We start from the raw sequence: 19,737 nt of genomic DNA on the forward strand, positions 1-19,737 counted from the left end.
CGATGACCAAGATGGCGATGATTTTACCTTTTCGCTAGGGCGTCGTGCATTTTCCGGCTGTTGGTGTTGCCCGCGTGATGCGTAGTCGGCCTGTAACGTCAGGTGAACGGGTAGGGGCTGACGGACTTGGACCAGTCGTCGACCGTCAGGGCGCGGCCGACCGGCGGGGCGGCGCGTTCGGCGCAGGGGTGCCTCTCACAGAGTCTGCAGGCCGGGCCGATGGGCGTGACCTCGGGCTTCTGAAGGTCCAGGCCGCGCGCATGGATCAGGCGATGGGCGTGGCGCAGTTCGCAGCCCAGGCCGATAGCCAGGTCATGGCCCTCGGTGAAGGCGTCCTGACCCTGACGGTCGACGGTGCGGGCCAGGGTGAACCAGCGGCCGCCCGGTTTTCCATCAATGTCGGGCGTCTCGATGATCTGGGTGACGATGCGGCCCGGCGTGCGGAATGCCGAGTGCAGACGCCAGCGCGGGCAGGCGCCCCCGAAGCGCGAGAAGGGGAAGGCGCCAGACGCATAGCGCTTGGAAACATTCCCCGCCTGATCCACCCGCATCAGGAAGAAGGGCACGCCGCGCGCCGTCGGGCGGGACAGGGTGGTCAGGCGGTGGGCGGCCTGTTCAAAGCTCACGCCGAAGCGAGCCTGAAGGCGGGCCAGATCGTAGTGCGTCTCTTCCGCTGTGCGCTGGAAGGCGGCGTAGGGCATCAGGATGGCGGCCGCCAGGGTGTTGGTCAGGGACGTCTTCAGCAGGTTGGCGGCGGGGGCGTCGGGCGCGCTGGCCGCGTCTGTCAGGGCCTGAAGCTCGGCCCCATGCTCCATCAGGGCCAACTGGTTGGCGATGGCGAAGGCGCGCGAGGATGGGCCGAGGGCGTCGGACAGCAGCAGTCGCCCCCGGTGCGGATCGAAGCGGCGGGTCCACTCGACCATGACCTCGGCGGGCAGGGTGCGGACGGTCAGGCCGTGGCGGGCGAACAGCCGCCCTCGCGCCAGGGCCTCGAAGCCTTCGTCGGGGCCGGGGGCCTCGGCGCGCAGGGCGTCGTGCAGGGCCTCGCCCAGCGCGTCGAGGTCGGGGAAGTGGTTGTGGCGGGACTGGACGTATTCACGCACCCATTCCGACGGGCTGTCGGTCGGCGCGGCGCCGCCCCCGGCCTCGACCTCGGCCCGGTCGCGCACGCGGCGGTCGGTGAAGGCCCGGTAGAGGCGCAGCACGGCGTCGGCGGCGGCGGGCTGGTCCTCGGCCAGTTGCATGATCTCGTGGCGCGGCACGGCCAGACCCTGAAACAGGGGGTCGGCGAAGACTTCGGACAGTTCGGCCTCGGACGCCGGACCGCCGGACTGGCCGAGGTTGCGCAGGTCGACGTCATAGGTCTCGGCCAGACGCAGCAGCAGCTGGGCCGAGACGGGGCGTTGGTTGCGCTCGATATGGTTCAGATAGGAGGGCGAGACGCCGAGATCCGCCGCCATCGCCGTCTGCGACAGGTCGAGGTCGCGCCGCAGCCGCTTGAGGCGGCCGCCCAGGAACAGTTTGCGATCAGCGGCGGCGTTCATGGCGCGATCATGTCACATCATGACTTTATGGCAAGTGTCATGATGTGACTGTTTGACCTGAATGATAGCTGCATGAGTGTGTAAATCGTGACGAAGACATGTTCAGGTTTCCGGGACAGCGGCTGCGGCCGCGCCTTATCGAGACCGAGACGAGACATGACGACCTTCGCCGATCTGGTTCCTTCGCCCGCCGGCCGCTTCGACGGTATCGAGCGCCCCTATTCGCCGGAAGACGTCCTGCGTCTGCGCGGCTCTGTGCCGGTTACACACACGCTGGCCGAGCGCGGCGCCAACCGCCTGTGGGAGCTGCTGCACTCCGAGCCCTACATCAACGCCCTGGGCGCCGTGACCGGCAATCAGGCGATGCAGATGGTCCGCGCGGGCCTGAAGGCCATCTATCTGTCGGGCTGGCAGGTCGCGGCCGACGCCAATACGGCCAGCGCCATGTACCCGGACCAGTCGCTGTATCCGGCCAACGCCGCGCCGGAACTGTGCCGCCGCATCAACCGCACCCTCCAGCGCGCCGACCAGATCGAGCATGCCGAGGGCGGCGCCAAGCGTGACTGGTTCGCCCCCATCGTCGCCGACGCCGAGGCCGGTTTCGGCGGCCCGCTGAACAGCTTTGAGATCATGAAGGCCTTCATCGAGGCGGGCGCCGCGGGCGTCCACTTCGAGGACCAGCTGGCCAGCGAGAAGAAGTGCGGCCACCTGGGCGGCAAGGTGCTGATTCCGACCCAGGCGCATGAGCGCAACCTGATCGCGGCGCGTCTGGCGGCCGACGTCTGCGGCACGCCGACCCTGACGGTGGCGCGCACGGATGCGGAGTCGGCCCAGCTGATCACCTCGGACATCGACGAGCGGGACCACCCCTTCATCGATCGCGAGAACCGCACGCCGGAGGGATTCTATCGCCTGAAGGCGGGCACGGGTCTGGACCACTGCATCGCGCGGGGCCTGTCCTACGCCAAATACGCCGACCTGCTGTGGTGGGAGACGTCGCACCCCGATCTCGACGACGCCAAGAAGTTCGCCGAGGCGGTCCAGAAGAAGTATCCGGGCAAGCTGATGGCTTACAACTGCTCGCCCTCGTTCAACTGGGAAGCCAAGCTGGACAAGGACACCATCGCCAAGTTCCAGCGCGAGCTGGGGGCCATGGGCTACAAGTTCCAGTTCGTGACGCTGGCGGGCTTCCACAGCCTGAACAACGGGATGTTCGAACTGGCCAGCGGCTATCGCGATCGCGGCATGGCGGCCTATTCGGAGCTGCAACAGCGCGAGTTCGCCAATGAGGCGACCGGCTATACCGCCACCCGTCACCAGCGCGAGGTCGGCACCGGTTACTTCGACGACGTGGCCACGGTCATCTCTTCGGGCCAGTCCTCGACGACGGCCCTGAAGGACTCGACCGAGACCGCCCAGTTCAACGCCGCCTGAGTTCCACGTTTCACAGGAAAGGACGCATCATGGAACCGCTGAGCAGACCACAGGCCATCATCGACTTCTGTCTGGCGCCGCTGGGGCTCGACGGATCGGGCGAGGGCGAGCGTGAAGCGCGCCGCCGTCTGGAGCACGTCATCAAGACGTTCCAGTCCAAGGCGAACCGGCCGCTGAGCGTGGACTTCTCGTCCATGCCCAGTCAGGTCATCAACGAAGCGGCGCACGGCTACGAATAGGCTGCGCGCCTTGCAGAAACGAAACCTCAGGCCGCGGCGTTCGCGGCCTGAGGCGTTTTTGCGGTCAGTTCGGCGACCATGGCCAGCAGGGCCTCGACGCTGAAAGGTTTGGCCATATGGCGGTCGGCGCCGGCGGCCAGCGCCTTCTCCAGATGCTCGGGCAGGGCGTTGGCCGTCAGCATGACCAGCGGCGTGCGAACAAGGCCGTGCGCGGCTTCATGCAGGCGGATTTCCTGCACGGCGGTCAGGCCGTCCATCACCGGCATCTGCATATCCATCAGCACCAGATCGAAGCGCTCGGCGCGACAGGCCTCCACCGCCTCGGCGCCGTTCTCGACCGAGACGAGATCAAACTGCCCCGGATCCAGGATCAGTTCGACGACGCGCCGGTTGGTGGGGTGGTCATCGGCGGCCAGCACGCGCAGTCTGTTGCCGGGCGCTTCGTCCGGCGCGGGCGGCGCGGGCGATGCGGCGACCGGATCCGGCGGCTCGGCTGTCTTGAGCGGCAGGGTGAGGATGAAGGCCGATCCTGCGCCTGGCTGGCTTTCACAGCCGATATCACCGCCCATCATGGCGGCCATTTCGCGACAGATGGCCAGGCCCAGCCCAGAGCCCCCGTAATGACGGCTGATATCCCCGTCGGCCTGTTCAAAGCGGTTGAACAGTCGCTCCTGCGCGTGCGCATCAAAACCGATGCCCGTGTCCTGAACGACAAAACGCAGCGTATGGGGCGCTTCGGCGGGCACAGCGTCGACGGTCAGGCTGACGAAGCCGGAACGGGTGAATTTCACTGCGTTGGATACCAGATTGGTCAGCACCTGTTTCAGGCGCAGGGCGTCTCCGAACGCCCAGATCTGCGCTTCGGGCGCCACCTCCACGATAAATTGCAGGCCCTTTTGCCGCGCAGCCTCGGCATAGAGCATGGCGGCCTCATCCACCGTCTCGGCCAGATCGAACGCTTCTTCCTTCAGCTCCAGCCGGCCGGATTCGACGCGGGCCAGATCCAGAATGTCGCTGAGCAGGGACTTCAGCGCGCGGCCGGAAGACTGGATCAATTCCAGCATCTCGCGTTGCTGGGGCGTCAATTCCGTGCGGGACAGCGCCTGGGCCACGCCGATGAGCCCGTTCAGGGGGGTGCGGATCTCATGGCTCATATTGGCCAGGAAGCGACTCTTGGCCCGGTTGGCGGCGTCGGCGGCGTCGCGCGCCTCGGCCAGGGCGTCGGCGTTGCGCCTTTGATCCGTGATGTCCGTATACAGGGTGACGACGCCGCCGCCGGTGGTGGGCCGATCCTGAATCTTAACCCAGCGGTCGGCCACCTGAAGCTCACGCGGTTCTGCGATGCGGCGGTGGGTGGCCATACGCTGTTCAATCCACGCGTCTTCACATCCCAGCGCCTCGGGCACGATGCCATTTGCGAGTGTTTGGCGGATCAGCGTCTGAAAGGTGACGCCCGGCTTCAACTGACCCTCAAGATGCGGATAAATCTCCAGAAAGCGGCGGTTCCACAGGATCAGCCGGTCATCTGCATCATAGACGCTGACGCCGTCAGGCATGGCGTTGATGGCTTCCAGCACCTGACCCAGCGCGCTACGCCGTGACCACCACATCATGCCGACGAAAAAGGCGGCGATGATGACGGTCAAAACCACGCCCAGCGCCGCCCAAAGAGCGATCAAAGTCTGGCTGGTGGTCTGCGCCGGCAGGAACACTTCGGGCGCCGGCGACAGGGTCATGGCGCCCATTGCGACGAAATGCAGCCAGCAGATTCCGCAGACCATCAGGGCGGTGCTGAGAGCCAGGCGCGGCATGGGACTGGTCAGAGGCAGCGCGGCGGAAGCGGCGAACAGGGCGACCCCGCCGCCGACGGCCATCAGCACAAGCGGCGCATTCCACGTCAGGACAAGGCCCTCCATGCGCAGGGCGGACATGCCGATGAAATGCATGGCGGCCACGCTCAGCGCCATCAAGAGGGCCGCGGCCAGCGAAGCATGTCGGCGCCAGACCGTGTCCTGGCCCGTCAGATGCAGGCGCATGGCGGCGCAGAAGGACAGGACCACCACAACCAGCGACACGCCGGTCAGGAAGGCGTCGTAACGGACGGTAGCGCCTGCGTCGTAGGACAGCATAGCGATGAAATGCGTCGCCCAGACGCCCAATCCGCCGACCAGAGGCGCTGAAAGCAGATAGGGGCGTCTCGCGCGCGGCGACAACCGCCGGGCGCGATCAAAAAGCAGCATGGCGACACCGAGGCTGAAGATGCAGATCAGCGTCGCAAAAGCCGCAATCCGCCAGTCGTGCTGATGGATCAGACCGTGCAGGAAGCCGTCCGTCATGACGCTGTCCTTTCAACCCGTTGGGGTTCCGCCGTAAATCCGTGAAGAAACCAAGCTAGATACTGAACAAACATCGAACCGGCCGACTTGGGCGGGTTGAAGATAGGCAGTCTGGGTCAGGCTGTTAAACAATGAGATAACGTCGATCGAAATGCCTTACGATCATTCACCATCGCCAGTCGCGCCGACCGCCTCGTCCCGTCTGTGGACGGCTGGGGCCAGCGGCGGCGTGGCCATACTGGTCATGGCGGTGCTGGCGGTGATGAAGCCGGAACTGGCGGGCTGGCTGGCGGCGGGGGCGCTGGCGGTGGCCGTGGCGACCTGGGTGGTCAACCGTAATCCGCCGTCCGGCATGGACGAGACGGCGCTTGAACCGGGCGCGGTCGATCTGGGTCCGGATGCGGCCCTGCTGGGCGACGCCTTTGAAGCGCTGGACGATCCGCTGCTGATCATCAGCGGCGGCGAAGCGGACGACATCGCGGGGCGTCGCATCGCCCTGGCCAATGCGGCTGCGCGCGAACTGTTCAAATTGAGTGGGACCGGCGGCGGTCTGCTGGTGTCAATCATCCGTGATCCGCGTGTGCTGGAGGCGGTGGACGAAGCCCTGTTCGGCGGTATCGGCGGTGAGGTCGACTATGTCGGCGGCGGGGTTCAGGAGCGGTACTGGAAGGCGCTGATCCGTCCGCTGCCGGTACGCGAAAACTCCAACTGGGGCGATGGGGCGCTGACGCTGCTGGCCCTGCGCGACGAGACGGATGTGCGTCGCATGGAGAAGATGCGCGTCGACTTCCTGGCCAACGCCAGTCATGAATTGCGCACGCCGCTGGCCTCGCTGTCGGGCTTCATCGAGACGCTGAAGGGGCACGCAAAGGATGATCCCAAGGCGCGCGACAAATTCCTCGATATCATGGCGGTGCAGGCCGACCGGATGCGGCGTCTGGTGGCCGATCTGCTGTCGTTGAGCCGCATCGAGCTGAACGAACACATCGCGCCGCTGGGCCGGGTCAATCTGGCGCGGGCCGCCGCCGATGTCGTCGATGCGGTCAGCGTCATCTCGCGCGAGCGGCAGGTGACGATCCATGCGGATCTGCCGCACGGCGGCGCCGCCGTGATCGGCGACCGGGACGAGATCGCCCAGGTGGTGCAGAACCTGATCGACAATGCGCTGAAATACTCCAGCGCGGGCGGGACCATAGAGATCGGCATCGAGATCGGCCGCACTCTGGACGAGGCCATGTCGGCGCGGATGCCCGAGGGCAACCGCCTGTCGCTGGCGACCCCGGACCGCGAAACGGGCCAGCGCTACGCCGTCGTCACAGTGCGCGACCACGGGCCGGGCATGGCGCGCGAGCATCTGCCGCGCCTGACCGAGCGTTTCTATCGCGTCGAAGGCCAGAAGAGCGGCGACCGGCAGGGCACGGGTCTGGGGTTGGCCATCGTGCGGCACATCATCATCCGCCACCGGGGCGGTCTGTCGGTCGACAGCGCGCCGGGCTGCGGGGCGATTTTCGCGGCCTGCTTCCCGCTGGCGCCGAGTTCGGAAAACTGAGCGTATTGAAGGAAATCCGGACGCGCACGGATTTACCGTCACAGGACTGCGACATGATGGACCTGCACCGTAACATAACTGTCATCCAGCCGTCTTAATCCGCTGACGTATCGCAGGCAGTTTCCGGGCCGAAACGCACCGCACCCGGCGCGTTCTGATTCCTGCGCTGATCGGACCGGATGATCTGGATATTCCTGCTGCTGCTGGTGGCGTTCGCCGTGCTGGCCTATCTGGCCGGGCGCGCGACGGCCGTTCGTCGGGGTCAGGGCGTGAAGTCGCATTCACGACCCGGACAGCATGGGCTCTATGCCCTGATATGGGTCGGCATTCCGGCTCTGGTCGTGCTGATCGCCGCCTCGGTGTTCTCGACGCCGATCGAGCGTCAGATGATGCTGGCGGGCGCGCCGGACAGCGTCGTCGAGCTTGAGCCGTTCCGCCGTGAGGCCTTCTTCGCCGACGCGCGACTGGTCGGGGCAGGGCAGGAGGCGCGCCAGATCTGGCCTGCCCCCTATGCCGAGGAACTGCCCGCCGAAGGCCGCCGCGCGCACCGGATCACCGCCACCCTGAACTGGGGCGGGGGCGTCGCCGCCCTGATCGCCGCCGTGCTGGGCGGACTGTTCGTCTTCACCCGCATCCGCCCGGACCTGCGCGCGCGCAACCGGGTCGAGGGCTGGATCACCGGCCTGCTGTTCGCCTGTTCGGCGGTGGCGGTGCTGACCACGGCGGGCATCATCTTCTCGCTGGTCATCGATTCCATGCGCTTCTTCAGCATGGTGCCGATCACCGAATTCCTGTTCGGAACCAAGTGGAGCCCCCAGATCGCCATTCGCGCCGATCAGGTCGGGTCGTCGGGCGCCTTCGGGGCCGTGCCGCTGTTCGCAGGCACCTTCCTGATCATGATCATCGCCATGGCGGTGGCGGCGCCCATCGGCCTGTTCTCGGCCATCTATCTGTCGGAATATTCGGGCCGAAAGACCCGCGCCATGGTCAAGCCGGCGCTGGAGGTTCTGGCGGGCGTTCCGACCGTGGTCTACGGCTTCTTCGCCGCCCTGACGGTGGGTCCGGCGCTGCGCGTCTTCTTCAACAGCATCGGCGACATGCTGATCGGCGGGCCGTTCAACGATCTGGGCCTTTACCTGTCGCTGGTCCAGAACCAGATGGCGCTGGTTGCGGGCGCAGTCATGGGGATCATGCTGATCCCCTTCGTCAGCTCCCTGTCGGACGACATCCTCAATGCTGTGCCGCAGTCCCTGCGCGACGGCTCCTACGCCATGGGCGCCACCAAGTCCGAGACGATCCGCAAGGTGCTGCTGCCCGCCGCTCTGCCGGGGGTCGCGGGCGCCCTGCTGCTGGCCATGTCGCGCGCCATCGGCGAGACGATGATCGTGACCATGGCCGCCGGTCTGGCCGCGCGGCTGACCCTGAACCCGCTGGAGACGGTTACGACCGTCACCGTCCAGATCGTCACCCTGCTGACGGGAGATCAGGAGTTCAACAGCCCCAAGACGCTGGCCGCTTTCGGCCTCGGGCTGACCCTGTTCGTCGTCACCCTGCTGCTCAACATTGTCGCCATGCGCATCGTGCAAGCCTATCGGGAACAGTATGACTGACGCCGCCTCTGCCTCGACCGGCGTCAGCCCGCGCACCCAGCGCCTGAAGAGCCGCCTGCGCGCCCGCTACGCGCGTGAGAACCGTTTCCGCTGGTACGGCCGTGCGGCCATCGGCGTGGCTCTGGCCTTTCTGGTGATCCTGCTGGGCAGTATCGTGGCTCAGGGCTACACCGCCTTCTACGCCCACACCGTCACCCTACCGGTGCATATGGATCCTGCGCGGATCGACATGGCCTATCCGCAGGGCGCCAATTTCGAGCAGATCGCCGCCGAGCAGCAGGTCCGCCGTCTGGGCGTTCAGGACGACGAAGAGGGGACGAAGGCCGCGGCCATGAAGTCGCTGCTGTCCTCGGAGCTGAAGTTCCAGGCGGCCAAGATGGTGGCGCGCCAGCCCAGCCTGCTGGGCCAGACCGTGCCGATCGTCGCCCCCCTGTCCGATGACGCCGAAATGTATCTGAAGGGCAAGATCACCCGCGATCAGCCCGAGGACCAGCGCCGCGTCTCGAATGAGCAGATGGAGTGGCTGGACCGGATGAAGGCCTCGGGCGCCATCCGCGCTCACTTCAACTCGGCCCTGTTCACCAAGGGCGACTCGACCCAGCCGGAACTGGCGGGCCTGCTGGGCGCCGTGGTCGGTTCGGCCCTGATGCTGATGGTGACGGCCCTGATCGCCATTCCGGTCGGCGTCGGCGCAGCCTTGTGGCTGGAGGAATATTCGCCGCGCAACCGCATCACGGCGATCATCGAGGTCAACATCAACAATCTGGCCGCCGTGCCGTCCATCGTCTACGGCCTGCTGGGCTTGGCGCTGTTCATCAACTTCATGCACCTGCCGCGCGCCAGTCCGCTGGTCGGGGGTCTGGTGCTGGCGCTGATGGCTCTGCCGACCATCATCATCGCCACCCGCTCGTCGCTGAAGGCGGTGCCGCCGTCGATCCGCGAGGCTGCTCTGGCCATGGGCGCCAGCCGCACCCAGACGGTGTTCGGCCACGTCCTGCCGCTGGCCATGCCCGGCGTGATGACCGGCGCTATCATCTCCATGGCCCACGCGCTGGGCGAGACGGCGCCGCTGCTGCTGATCGGCATGATCAGCTTCGTGCCGGGCGTGCCGCACGCCATCGACGAGCCCGTCGGCGCCCTGCCGTCGCTGATCTACATCTGGGAGAACGCCTCCGAGCGCGCCTTCCACGAACGGACGGCGGCCGCCATCCTTGTCCTTCTCGCCTTCATGATCGTCATGAACGCCGCCGCAGTCCTGCTGCGCCGTCGCTTCGAACGCCGGTGGTAAATCTGATGAAGTCCCGCATTTTCCGCGCTCCCGAAGGCGTTTCGAACGGCGCTGCCGCCTCCCTGTCGACCGCTCCGGCCGTGGGCGCCCACGCCTCGGCGCCGCTGGGGCCGATCAAGATCGCCGCGCGCGATGTCTGCGTTTTCTACGGCGACAAACAGGCCCTGTTCGACGTCTCGCTGGATATTCCGGACAAGACGGTGACGGCGCTGATCGGGCCGTCGGGTTGCGGCAAGTCGACCTTCCTGCGGACGATGAACCGCATGAACGACACCATCCCCGGCACCCGCGTGACCGGCCGGATCGACATGGACGGCGGCGACATCAACGACCGCAAGATCGACCCGGTGCTGCTGCGCGCCCAGGTCGGCATGGTGTTCCAGAAGCCGAACCCCTTCCCCAAGTCGATCTATGAAAACGTGGCCTATGGCCCGAAAATCCACGGTCTGGCCTCCAGCAAGGGCGAGATGGACGAGATCGTCCAGAAGTCGCTGAAGCGAGCCGGTCTGTGGGACGAAGTCGCCGACCGTCTGCACTCGCCGGGCACCGGCCTGTCGGGCGGCCAGCAGCAGCGTCTGGTCATCGCCCGCGCCATTGCGGTCGAGCCGGAAGTCATCCTGATGGACGAGCCCTGCTCGGCGCTGGACCCGATCGCCACGGCCAAGATCGAGGAGCTGATCGACGAACTGCGCGAGCGCTACTGCATCGTCATCGTCACCCACTCGATGGCGCAGGCGGCCCGCGTGTCGCAGCGCACGGCCTTCTTCCACATGGGCAAGCTGGTCGAGACCGGCGACACCGAAGAGATATTCACCAACCCGCGCGAAAAGCGCACGCTCGATTACATCACCGGCCGTTTCGGCTGAGGACGCGACGATGAACCAGCATACGGTCAAGGCTTACGGCGACGAGCTGAACCAGTTGACGGCCGAGGTCGTCCGCATGGGCGGTCTGGCCGAGGCGCAGGTGGCGGACGCCATCGAATCCGTCGCCCGCCGCGATGTGGCGCTGGCGAAGGCGGTGGTCGAGCGCGACAACCGTCTGGATATCCTGCACCGTGACATCGAGAAGAAGGCTATCCGCCTGATCGCCCTGCGCCAGCCGGTCGCCAGCGACCTGCGCCGGACGCTGGGGGCCATGAAGCTGGCCTCGGATCTGGAGCGGACCGGCGATCTGGCCAAGAACATCGCCAAGCGGGCGCTGATCCTGGCCGAGGCCGAGCCGATGCAGCCGCTGACCCGCTCGATCGAGCGGATGGGGCGGCTGGTGTCGAACCGTCTGCGCGACGTGCTGGACGCCTATACGGCGTCAGAGATCGAGCGCGCCCTGTCGGTCTGGCAGACCGACGACGAGGTGGACGAGCACTACAACGCCCTGTTCCGCGAACTGCTCACCTATATGATGGGCGACCCGCGCACGATCACGGCCTGCACCCACCTGCTGTTCATGGCCAAGAATCTGGAGCGGATCGGCGACCACGCGACCAATATCGCCGAGACGGTCCACTATGAGATCACGGGCGAGGAAATGCTGGGCGAGCGGCCCAAGGCCGTTCCCGGTCCCGGCGAAGAGCCGACGCCGACCCCGCATCTGTCTGCGTCTCCCGACGCGGCTGACGACTAATCCCCCTACATCGCTGACGACTTCGACGAACCGGAGAGGCTGACGTGCAACCCTATATCCTGGTGATGGAAGACGAGGACGCCCTGGCCACCCTGCTTCAGTATAATCTGGAGAAGGAAGGCTATGACGTGGCCGTCGCCGCCGATGGCGAGGAGGGGATGCTTCAGGTCGAGGAGCGCACCCCCGACCTGATCCTGCTGGACTGGATGCTGCCCAAGCTGTCGGGCATCGAGGTCTGCCGCCGCATCCGCGGCCGGGCCGAGACGCGCAACCTGCCGATCATCATGCTGACCGCGCGCGGCGAGGAGACGGACCGCGTGCGCGGCCTGGACACCGGCGCCGACGACTATATGACCAAGCCCTTCTCGATGACGGAACTGACCGCGCGCATCCGCGCCGTGCTGCGCCGCATCCGCCCGGGTCTGGCCGACGACCGGGTCAACCACGCCGACATCATCATGGACCGCGTCGCTCACCGCGTCAGCCGCGCGGGCCGCGAGGTGCATCTGGGCCCGACGGAGTTCCGCCTGCTGGATCATTTCCTGAAGCATCCGGGCCGGGTGTTCAGCCGTGAGCAGCTGCTGGACGCGGTCTGGGGCTCGGACGTCTATGTCGAGGCCCGCACGGTGGACGTCCACGTCGGCCGCCTGCGCAAGGCGCTGAACGTCGAAGGCACGGTCAACCCGATCCGCACGGTACGCTCGGCGGGCTATTCGCTGGATCTGAATAACTAGACCCTTCTCCCATCGGGGGAGAAGGAAGCTTAAGTTTTCTTCATCTGCATCCGCAGGTCCGCTCGGTCGCCTCTGAACGACGACGTCGTATTGGGGGAGGAAAGAGCCATGCCGGACGCAGTCATCGCCATGCTGGGCTGGGTGGGGGCCGTCGCGCTGGCGGGTCTGGCGGCTGCAATGCTGTCGCGCGGCAGAGTGCGCTGGGGCTGGCTGGTCGCGGCCTTGTTGCTGATGGCCGTCTATGACGCCGTGCTGACGCGCGGCTATGGGCATATCCCGCTGGATTTCGGACCTTCGCGCTGGAATTGGGAGGGCAAGACGCTGGCCGTCATGCTGTCCCTTGCCGTCGCCAGCCTGCCTCTCGTCGGATGGAGGCGCAGCGGCCTGACCCTGCATCAGGACCGGCAAGGGCTGAAGGGCGCGCTGATCCTGTCCGGCCTGCTGGTCCTGCTGTTCCTCGGTCTGGCGATCTGGGCGCCGGGCGAGGGGTTCGACACCGACAGTCTGGCCTTCCAGCTGACCATGCCGGGGCTGGACGAGGAGATCTTCTATCGCGGCGTGCTGCTGCTGATGCTGAACGAGGCGTTCGGGCGGCCGGTCCGCGTGCTGGGCGCGCAGATGGGCTGGGGCGCGATGCTGACCGCGCTGGCGTTCGGCCTGACCCACGCCCTGGGCTATCAGGACGGCGCCTTCACCTTCGACTGGGCGCCGATGGCGACGACGGGGCTGGCGGGTCTGCTGCTGGTCTGGCTGCGTGAAAAGACCGGCAGCGTGCTGCTGCCGGTCCTGCTGCACAACTACGGCAACGCCGTCTTCATGCTGGTCTGAGGGATCAGGCCTCGGCCGTTTCCAATTCGGCCGGGTCGATCTCATAGGCGGTCGAGCAATATTCGCATGTCACGCGGATCTTGCCGTCGTCCTCGACCATCTCGGCGCGTTCCTCGGCCGGGAAGGATTGCAGCACGGTGGCGATGCGGTCCTTCGAACAGCGGCAGACGGCGGCCAGCGCCTTGGCGCCTTCCAGCCGCACGCCGTCCTCGTGGAACAGGCGATACAGAAGGGTCTCGGCGCTGATGGTCGGATCGATCAGCTCGTCGTCGCCCAGGGTGGCGAACAGGGCGCGGGTGCGCTCCCACACCTCTTCGGTCGAGCCGCGCGACTCGTCGCCTGCGATGACCTGAATCATCGCCCCGCCCGCGCGCCAGGCGCGGCCCGCGTCGGTTTCGACCTCGCCGACGGCCAGACGCACCTTGGTCGGCACCTGTTCGGACTGGGAGAAGTAGTGTTCAGCGCACAGCGACAGGCTTTCGCCCTCGATCGGCGTCACGCCCTGAGTGCGCTCGAAGTCGGCGCCGCGATCCACCGTCATGATGAAGACGCCGCCGCCCAGCAGGGTCTTGGCGCCCGGACGGGCGAAGCCTTCGGACGCCTTGGCCACCTCTTCCGCGTCGAAGCGGCAGAAGCCGCGCAGATGGCCGTCCGTGCCGTAGTCGGCGACGACGTAGCGCACCGGGCCGTCGCCCTGGGCCTGAACGATCAGGCGGCCGTCGAACTTCAGCGCCGAGCCGACGATGGCCGCCAGCACGCAGGCCTCGCCCAGCAGGGCGGCGACCGGCTCGGGATAGGCGTGGGCCGACAGCACCTTGTCGATCGCTTCGCCGAGACGGACCAGACGGCCGCGCACCGGCCAGCCGTCGATCTGGAAGGCGGCGGCGAAGTCGTCCGTCGGGGCGGCGATGGGGGCGTCGGGCGCGTGATCGGTCACGGCGTGAAATCCTGAAAACTGTCGGAAGCGGCGCAACATAGGAAGGCGGGGGCCGTTTGGTAAGGGGAGGGCGTGTCGTCAGCGCCACGGCAGAGCGCGGTTCGACAAGCTTGACCGGTTGTCGGGAACCCTTTGCGCTGAAGCTCGCTCCCTAGACTGAAAACAACCGTATCCTGTTCGAGAGGTCTGACATGATGGATCGTGATTTCAACGTCGTGGACGAGGTCCGCAAGCACCCGGGCATCGTCACGGGCGTCGTGGCCGTGCTGGCGGGCGTGGGTCTGGCGGCCATCCTGTTGAATCAACGCAGCGGCCCGACCCGCTATGAGCGCATCAAGGAACGTATGGACCCGCGCGGCTGGTTCGACGCCGAGGCCCTGCGCCACCGCTTTGACGACATCGCGCGCGGCGTGCGCGACGGTGCCGACGATCTGGGCCAGCAACTGGGTCACCGCGCCGCTGAGTTCGGCGACCACGCGAGCGAGCGCGTCGGCCGTTTCAGCGATGAAGCCCGCGACCGCGCCGACGAATGGTATCGCCGCGCCAAGAAGAAGTCGCGCCGTCCGATGCGTCGTTACACCAAACAAGCCCGCCGTTATGCCGAGGACGCTGGCGACTTCGCCCGCGATCACGCCAAGGAAGGCGGCGCCCTTCTGGCCGTGGCGACTGTGGCGGCCATCCTGGGCGCCGTGGCGCTTGAAAGCCGCAATCGCTCCTGAAACGGCGACTGAAGGCTGAATTCCGGCCGCAAGCGGTAAATTCATGCGGAAAGGGGCACGGATGCGCCCCTTTTTATTGCTGCGGGTGCGAAGAAGGTCTAGAGCCCGCGCATGATCTCGCCTGTCTTCATCTTCGACTTCGATTCCACCCTGGTTCGCATCGAGACGCTGGAGGCTCTGGCCGACCTCGCGCTCAAGGACGCGCCTGACGCCGCCGAGCGCAAGGCCCGGATCGCGGCCCTGACCGACGACGCCATGAACGGCCGCATCGGCTTCGGCGAGGCGCTGAAACAGCGCCTGGAACTGCTGGCCCTGCGCCGCGAGCACGTCGAATCGCTGACCGACCGGATTCTGGACGAGGCGACCGTCTCCATCCGCCGCAACGTCGACTTCTTCCAGCGCAACGCCGAGCGCATCTACATCCTGTCCGGCGGCTTCCGCGAAGTGATCGCGCCCCTGGCCGAGCGGCTGGGCGTGCCGGCGGACCACGTGCTGGCCAACGACCTGATCTATGACGCTGAAGGCCGCGTGACGGGCGCCGACACGGCCAACCCCCTGTCGCGCGAAAACGGCAAGCCGGAAGTGATCCGCGCGCTGAACCTTGAAGGGCCGGTGGTCATGGTCGGCGACGGCTGGACCGACGCCGAGGTCAAGATTCAGGGCGCGGCCGACCGCTTCTACGCCTTCACCGAGATCGTCAGCCGCGACAAGGTGGTCGAAGCCGCCGACGCCGTCGCCTCTTCTTTGGACGAAGTGCTGTACGCCGAGGGCGTGGCCGGGCGCTGGTCCTATCCGCGCAACCGCATCCGCATGCTGCTGCTGGAGAACGTCCACCCCGCCGCCGTCGAGCGGCTGGAAGAGGCGGGCTATTCCGTCGAGACGATGAAGGGCGCGCTGGACGAGGACGACCTGATCGAGGCGATCAAGGGCGTGCACGTTCTGGGCATCCGCTCCAAGACCAATGTCAGCCGCAAGGTGCTGGACGCAGCGGACCGGCTGATGGCCGTGGCGGCCTTCTGCATCGGCACCAATCAGGTCGATCTGGACGCGGCGGCGGACAAGGGCGTGGCCGTGTTCAACGCCCCCTATTCCAACACCCGCTCGGTGGTCGAACTGGCCATCGGCATGATGATCGTCCTGATGCGCGACGTGGCGGACAAGTCGCGCGAGATGCACAAGGGCAGGTGGAACAAGTCGGCCACCGGATCGCGCGAAGTGCGCGGCAAGACGCTGGGCATCGTCGGCTACGGCGCCATCGGCAGCCAGCTGTCGGTGCTGGCCGAGAACCTGGGCATGCGGGTGTTGTTCTACGATCTGTCGGAACGGCTGGCGCTGGGCAATGCGCGGCGGATGCGCTCGCTGGACGCCCTGCTGGCCGAGGCCGACGTGGTGACGATGCACGTCGACGGCCGCAAGGATAACACCGCCATCATCGGCGCCGATCAGTTCGCCAGGATGAAGCCGGGCGCCCTGTTCCTGAACCTGTCGCGGGGCCATGTGGTCGACGTCGATGCCATGGCCGCGGCGCTGAAGTCCGGCCGTCTGGGCGGGGCGGCGGTCGACGTTTTCCCCGAGGAGCCGCGCACCAACGCCGATCCGTTCGACAGTCCGCTGATCGGTCTGGACAAGACCATCCTGACCCCGCACATCGGCGGCTCGACCGAAGAGGCGCAGGAAGCCATCGCCGAGTTCGCGGCCGAACGTCTGCTGGGCTATCTGAACCGGGGCGACACCACCTTCTGCGTCAACCTGCCGAACGTGCAACTGGCCGAGGTGACGCGCGCGCACCGTCTGCTGCACATCCACCGCAACCAGCCGGGCGTGCTGGCCGAGCTGAACCGCGCCCTGTCGGATGCAGGCCTGAACATTCTGGGCCAGCACCTGAAGACGGATGAGCGGACCGGCTATGTCATCACCGACGTGGACCGCGACTATGACCGCGAGGCGCTGACGGCCCTGAAGCAGCTTCCCGGCACGATCCGCTTCCGCAGCCTGCACTAGGGGCGAGGGCGCGACCTGAGGGATTGAAGCGCTATCCTTGTGATTCCGCTCATCCCGGCGTCCGCCGGGATGAGCGGGGGTAGGGGGGGCGTCATCCCTTCCCCCACGTGACCTTGCGTCCTGAGAAAAGCGGCGCAAACTGGGCATAACGACCGCATACGGACGGTCGATGGAGGGAAAATCATGTCTCGACTTCTTCGCGGAGCGGCGCTGGCCGCCTTGAGCCTGGCCGCCGTGTCTGTTGCGGGCGCCGCTTCGGCCCAGACCTACAGCCGTCTTGTGGTGTTCGGCGACAGCCTGTCGGACAACGGCAACCTGTATCTGGCGACGGGCGGAACCACCCCGACCTCGCCGCCGTATGGCGCGGGGCGATTCTCCAACGGGCCGGTGTTCACCGAGCGGCTGGGCTTTGACGCCGCCAACTTCATGGGGCCGGTGACGGGCAGCATCAACTACGCCTTCGGCGGGGCGCGCACTGACAGTCAGGCCGCGCCGATGGGGATGCGCCTGCAACTGGCACACTATCAGCAGCGCGGCGGCAAGTTCGGCGCCGGTGATCTGGTCAGCGTGCTGGGCGGCGCCAACAACATCTTCCAGGGGATGCCCGCAGCGGGCGCCTCGGCCAATCCGACGGGCGCCATCGCCCCGGTGGCCCAGAGCGCGGCGGCCGACATCGCCTTCATCGTCGACGGGATCGCACAGGCCGGGGCGGGAACCATCCTCGTCACCAACCTGCCCAAGCTGAGCATCACGCCGGAGTTCCGCGGCACGCCGGCCGCGCCTCTGGCCGACTATGCCGTCACCACCTTCAACGGCGCCCTGCTGGCTGGGCTGAACACGACGGCGGCGGCGCGGTCGGGCAGCAACATCATCCTGATGGATCTGTTCAAGGTCGGCGATGTTATCGCGGGCAACCCCAGCGCCTTCGGCGTCTCGAACGTGACGCAGGCCTGTTTCAACGGCGCGACCCTGTGCTCCAACCCGGACGACTATTTCTACTTCGACGGGGTGCATCCGACGGCCAATGGCCATGCCGTGATCGCGCGTCTGAGCAACGACTATCTCTATTACGGCGATCTGGGCAGCCAGACGGCGGTGCTGGGAGAGACGACCTGGCGACACCGTGAGGACGCGCTGAGCGATTCCACCGCCGCCCTGTCGGGCCGTGACGCATGGACGGCCGGCACCAGCCTGTCGGTCGAGGCGCTGGCCGATCGCACCAAGACCGACGCGCGCGGCGCCATCGGCGAGGCCAAGTCCGACGGCTATGGCGTGCGGATCGCGCTGGAAAGCGGCACGGATGCCCTGCGCTTCGGCATGGCCGGGTCCTATCGCAACGCCGATGTGGATGCGGGCGCCCTGCGCGCTGACATCGACAGCTTCGGGCTGGACCTCTACGGCGGCTGGCGCTCGGGCGACGTCTTCGTCAATGCGGCGGCGGGCGTGGCGCAGGACGACTTCAACGACATCAAACGCCTGACCAGTCTGGCGCCGATCGTTCACACCGGCTCGACGCGCGGCGTCTCGACGGGCGCGCGTCTGCAGGGCGGGATGTGGTTCGACATGGGCGGCTTCGCCCTGTCGCCGCGCGCGGCGCTGGCGTGGATCAACGCCGATGTCGACGGCTTCCACGAGCAGGGCCCGGCGGCGCAGTACAGCTATGGCGACCGTTCGGTGCAGGCGACGACGGCCGAGATCGCCCTGCGCGCAGAAGGCGGAACCGAGCGGGTGCGCTTCTATGTCGAGGGCGGCTATCGCGACAGCCTCAGCGACGACAGCGACGCCGTGCGCACCGGCATCCTGGGCAATCCGGCCAAGGTTCTGGCCCGCGATGTCGACCTGCCGTTCGGCGGACAGATGCTGGCGGCCGTCGGAATCGAGGGCACGGTCATGGAACGGCTGAAGGTGTCGATCGGCTACAAGGGCCGCTTCGGCGACCATGCCGACACCCATATGGCGGCGGTGAAACTGAGCCTGCCGCTCTGATATCGGACGCCCTCCTCCTTCTGATCGAGGGAGGAGGGCGTCTGTAATCTTGCGGCCCGGTCTCGCCCCTTCGGCGCCCCATTCATGTCGCGGTGGAATTGCAAAAGACGGTCAAATCCGGTCGTCGGCGACCTTGGGATGATCCTTGGTTTCGCCATGTGTGCGTGTGTCTCGCGCCTGTTCTGACGGCTTTTCCGCGCTGGCGAAGCGCTCAGAATGAGTCGTCCGAGTATGCGTCTGCTTCCCTCGGCCCTGCGGCCGCATGTGATCCGTTTCGGTCAGACAGGCGTGCTGGCCGGGTTCGCCGTTCTGGCGGCGGCGGCCGCGCCTGCGGGCAGGATCGCGGCGGCGCCCGATCGCAATATCGAGATATCCGCCCCCATAGCCCCGCCCGTGAAGGCGGTGGCCGAGCCCGCCGGTCCTGTCATGCGCAGGATCGTCTTTGAGGCGCCGCTGAAGGGCTATCGCATCAACTCGCCCTATGGCCTGCGCAAGCTGGCGATCGAGGCCAAGGCGCGGGCGCACAAGGGGGTGGACATCGCTGCGCCCACAGGCACGGGCGTCTTCGCCACGACTGAGGGCAAGGTGCTGCGTTCGGGCTATGACGCGGGCGGCTATGGCAACTTCATCGAGATCCAGCACCCCAACGGCATGACCAGCCTGTATGGCCATCTCAGCCGCATCGACGTCCACTCGGGCCGGGCTGTGGAGGCGGGCGAGCGCATCGGTCTGGTCGGCTCGACGGGCTATTCGACCGGCCCCCACCTGCATTTCGAGGTGCGCCGCAACGGTGGCCAGGTCGACCCCGCCAAGATCGTGGGACAGAGCTTCGAGGTTCGGGTGAAGGCGACGAGCTGAAGCCGCCGCGACCACATGACCAATCAGTAATGTAAAAGTTGCTTTACGTAG

16 protein-coding genes are annotated in these 19,737 nt (G+C 66.8%); 13 read left to right on the forward strand and 3 right to left on the reverse strand.

The genetic code is table 11. The annotated features are described in order from the left end of the window. Positions 1-98 precede the first annotated feature (98 nt). Positions 99-1,544, reverse strand: a complete 1,446-nt coding sequence (locus ACORJG_RS02610) for a helix-turn-helix domain-containing protein (RefSeq protein WP_427791377.1) — start codon at positions 1,542-1,544, stop codon at positions 99-101. 156 nt (positions 1,545-1,700) lie between these two features. On the opposite strand from ACORJG_RS02610, the gene aceA reads away from it, so the two are divergent. Both aceA and ACORJG_RS02620 read left to right on the forward strand, forming a co-directional pair. Then, entirely contained in the window at positions 1,701-2,978 is a 1,278-nt protein-coding gene (gene aceA, locus ACORJG_RS02615; RefSeq protein ID WP_427791378.1) for an isocitrate lyase, read from the forward strand. A gap of 29 nt (positions 2,979-3,007) precedes the next feature. Further along, complete coding sequence (locus ACORJG_RS02620) at positions 3,008-3,217, forward strand: hypothetical protein (RefSeq protein WP_003168852.1); 210 nt, start codon at positions 3,008-3,010, stop codon at positions 3,215-3,217. Between the two features lie 26 nt (positions 3,218-3,243). On the opposite strand, the gene ACORJG_RS02625 is transcribed toward ACORJG_RS02620, so the two are convergent. Continuing rightward, entirely contained in the window at positions 3,244-5,553 is a 2,310-nt protein-coding gene (locus tag ACORJG_RS02625) for an ATP-binding protein (protein WP_427791379.1), read from the reverse strand. A gap of 151 nt (positions 5,554-5,704) precedes the next feature. Between ACORJG_RS02625 and ACORJG_RS02630 the strand changes: the two genes are divergently transcribed. The 7 genes from ACORJG_RS02630 (at position 5,705) to ACORJG_RS02660 (ending at position 13,185) form a co-directional block, all read left to right on the forward strand. After that, positions 5,705-7,102: a sensor histidine kinase gene (locus ACORJG_RS02630; RefSeq protein ID WP_427791381.1), complete on the forward strand. Its 1,398-nt coding sequence runs from the start codon at positions 5,705-5,707 to the stop codon at positions 7,100-7,102. Between the two features lie 179 nt (positions 7,103-7,281). Next, on the forward strand, positions 7,282-8,712 hold the full coding sequence (gene pstC, locus ACORJG_RS02635; protein WP_427791383.1) for a phosphate ABC transporter permease subunit PstC: 1,431 nt from the start codon (positions 7,282-7,284) through the stop codon (positions 8,710-8,712). After that, positions 8,705-10,000, forward strand: a complete 1,296-nt coding sequence (gene pstA, locus ACORJG_RS02640; protein ID WP_427791385.1) for a phosphate ABC transporter permease PstA — start codon at positions 8,705-8,707, stop codon at positions 9,998-10,000. Before pstC ends, pstA begins: the two co-directional genes overlap by 8 nt. A gap of 5 nt (positions 10,001-10,005) precedes the next feature. Beyond that, positions 10,006-10,866 (forward strand): phosphate ABC transporter ATP-binding protein PstB, encoded by an 861-nt coding sequence (gene pstB / locus ACORJG_RS02645; RefSeq protein ID WP_427791387.1) that lies wholly within the window; start codon positions 10,006-10,008, stop codon positions 10,864-10,866. A 10-nt stretch (positions 10,867-10,876) separates the two neighbouring features. Further along, the gene (gene phoU, locus ACORJG_RS02650; RefSeq protein WP_427791389.1) at positions 10,877-11,623 is read left to right on the forward strand and encodes a phosphate signaling complex protein PhoU; all 747 of its coding nucleotides are present in this window, start codon (positions 10,877-10,879) and stop codon (positions 11,621-11,623) included. 44 nt (positions 11,624-11,667) lie between these two features. Further along, on the forward strand, positions 11,668-12,357 hold the full coding sequence (gene phoB, locus ACORJG_RS02655; protein ID WP_427791391.1) for a phosphate regulon transcriptional regulator PhoB: 690 nt from the start codon (positions 11,668-11,670) through the stop codon (positions 12,355-12,357). 108 nt (positions 12,358-12,465) lie between these two features. Further along, positions 12,466-13,185 (forward strand): CPBP family intramembrane glutamic endopeptidase, BDIM_20840 family, encoded by a 720-nt coding sequence (locus tag ACORJG_RS02660; RefSeq protein ID WP_427791393.1) that lies wholly within the window; start codon positions 12,466-12,468, stop codon positions 13,183-13,185. A gap of 4 nt (positions 13,186-13,189) precedes the next feature. Here the strand turns inward: ACORJG_RS02660 and ACORJG_RS02665 are convergent, their stop codons facing one another. Further along, positions 13,190-14,122 carry an Hsp33 family molecular chaperone gene (locus ACORJG_RS02665; protein WP_427791394.1) on the reverse strand — a complete coding sequence of 311 codons (933 nt, stop codon included), beginning with the start codon at positions 14,120-14,122 and terminating at the stop codon, positions 13,190-13,192. A gap of 191 nt (positions 14,123-14,313) precedes the next feature. Between ACORJG_RS02665 and ACORJG_RS02670 the strand changes: the two genes are divergently transcribed. The 4 genes from ACORJG_RS02670 to ACORJG_RS02685 all read left to right on the forward strand — a co-directional run bounded on the left by ACORJG_RS02670 (position 14,314) and on the right by ACORJG_RS02685 (position 19,686). Beyond that, the gene (locus tag ACORJG_RS02670; RefSeq protein ID WP_427791396.1) at positions 14,314-14,841 is read left to right on the forward strand and encodes a hypothetical protein; all 528 of its coding nucleotides are present in this window, start codon (positions 14,314-14,316) and stop codon (positions 14,839-14,841) included. Between the two features lie 111 nt (positions 14,842-14,952). Further along, entirely contained in the window at positions 14,953-16,842 is a 1,890-nt protein-coding gene (gene serA / locus ACORJG_RS02675; protein ID WP_427791397.1) for a phosphoglycerate dehydrogenase, read from the forward strand. A gap of 183 nt (positions 16,843-17,025) precedes the next feature. Beyond that, a complete protein-coding gene (locus ACORJG_RS02680; protein ID WP_427791399.1) occupies positions 17,026-18,828 on the forward strand; it encodes an autotransporter domain-containing protein in 1,803 nt (600 codons plus the stop codon). 231 nt (positions 18,829-19,059) lie between these two features. Further along, positions 19,060-19,686, forward strand: coding sequence for a M23 family metallopeptidase (locus ACORJG_RS02685; RefSeq protein WP_427791401.1), 627 nt, complete (start codon positions 19,060-19,062; stop codon positions 19,684-19,686). Positions 19,687-19,737 lie beyond the last annotated feature (51 nt).

The organism is Brevundimonas diminuta (genome assembly GCF_050310045.1).
Taxonomy (GTDB): domain Bacteria; phylum Pseudomonadota; class Alphaproteobacteria; order Caulobacterales; family Caulobacteraceae; genus Brevundimonas; species Brevundimonas diminuta_F.

What these genes read in the sequence shown, in the direction of transcription:
- ACORJG_RS02680 (WP_427791399.1), top strand. Translation starts at nt 17,026, where the DNA reads ATGTCTCGACTTCTTCGCGGAGCGGCGCTGGCCGCCTTGAGCCTGGCC.
- ACORJG_RS02625 (WP_427791379.1), bottom strand. Translation starts at nt 5,553, where the DNA reads ATGACGGACGGCTTCCTGCACGGTCTGATCCATCAGCACGACTGGCGG.
- ACORJG_RS02685 (WP_427791401.1), top strand. Translation starts at nt 19,060, where the DNA reads ATGCGTCTGCTTCCCTCGGCCCTGCGGCCGCATGTGATCCGTTTCGGT.
- ACORJG_RS02610 (WP_427791377.1), bottom strand. Translation starts at nt 1,544, where the DNA reads ATGAACGCCGCCGCTGATCGCAAACTGTTCCTGGGCGGCCGCCTCAAG.
- pstB (WP_427791387.1), top strand. Translation starts at nt 10,006, where the DNA reads ATGAAGTCCCGCATTTTCCGCGCTCCCGAAGGCGTTTCGAACGGCGCT.
- pstC (WP_427791383.1), top strand. Translation starts at nt 7,282, where the DNA reads ATGATCTGGATATTCCTGCTGCTGCTGGTGGCGTTCGCCGTGCTGGCC.
- ACORJG_RS02660 (WP_427791393.1), top strand. Translation starts at nt 12,466, where the DNA reads ATGCCGGACGCAGTCATCGCCATGCTGGGCTGGGTGGGGGCCGTCGCG.
- serA (WP_427791397.1), top strand. Translation starts at nt 14,953, where the DNA reads ATGATCTCGCCTGTCTTCATCTTCGACTTCGATTCCACCCTGGTTCGC.
- ACORJG_RS02620 (WP_003168852.1), top strand. Translation starts at nt 3,008, where the DNA reads ATGGAACCGCTGAGCAGACCACAGGCCATCATCGACTTCTGTCTGGCG.
- pstA (WP_427791385.1), top strand. Translation starts at nt 8,705, where the DNA reads ATGACTGACGCCGCCTCTGCCTCGACCGGCGTCAGCCCGCGCACCCAG.
- aceA (WP_427791378.1), top strand. Translation starts at nt 1,701, where the DNA reads ATGACGACCTTCGCCGATCTGGTTCCTTCGCCCGCCGGCCGCTTCGAC.
- ACORJG_RS02670 (WP_427791396.1), top strand. Translation starts at nt 14,314, where the DNA reads ATGATGGATCGTGATTTCAACGTCGTGGACGAGGTCCGCAAGCACCCG.
- phoU (WP_427791389.1), top strand. Translation starts at nt 10,877, where the DNA reads ATGAACCAGCATACGGTCAAGGCTTACGGCGACGAGCTGAACCAGTTG.
- ACORJG_RS02630 (WP_427791381.1), top strand. Translation starts at nt 5,705, where the DNA reads ATGCCTTACGATCATTCACCATCGCCAGTCGCGCCGACCGCCTCGTCC.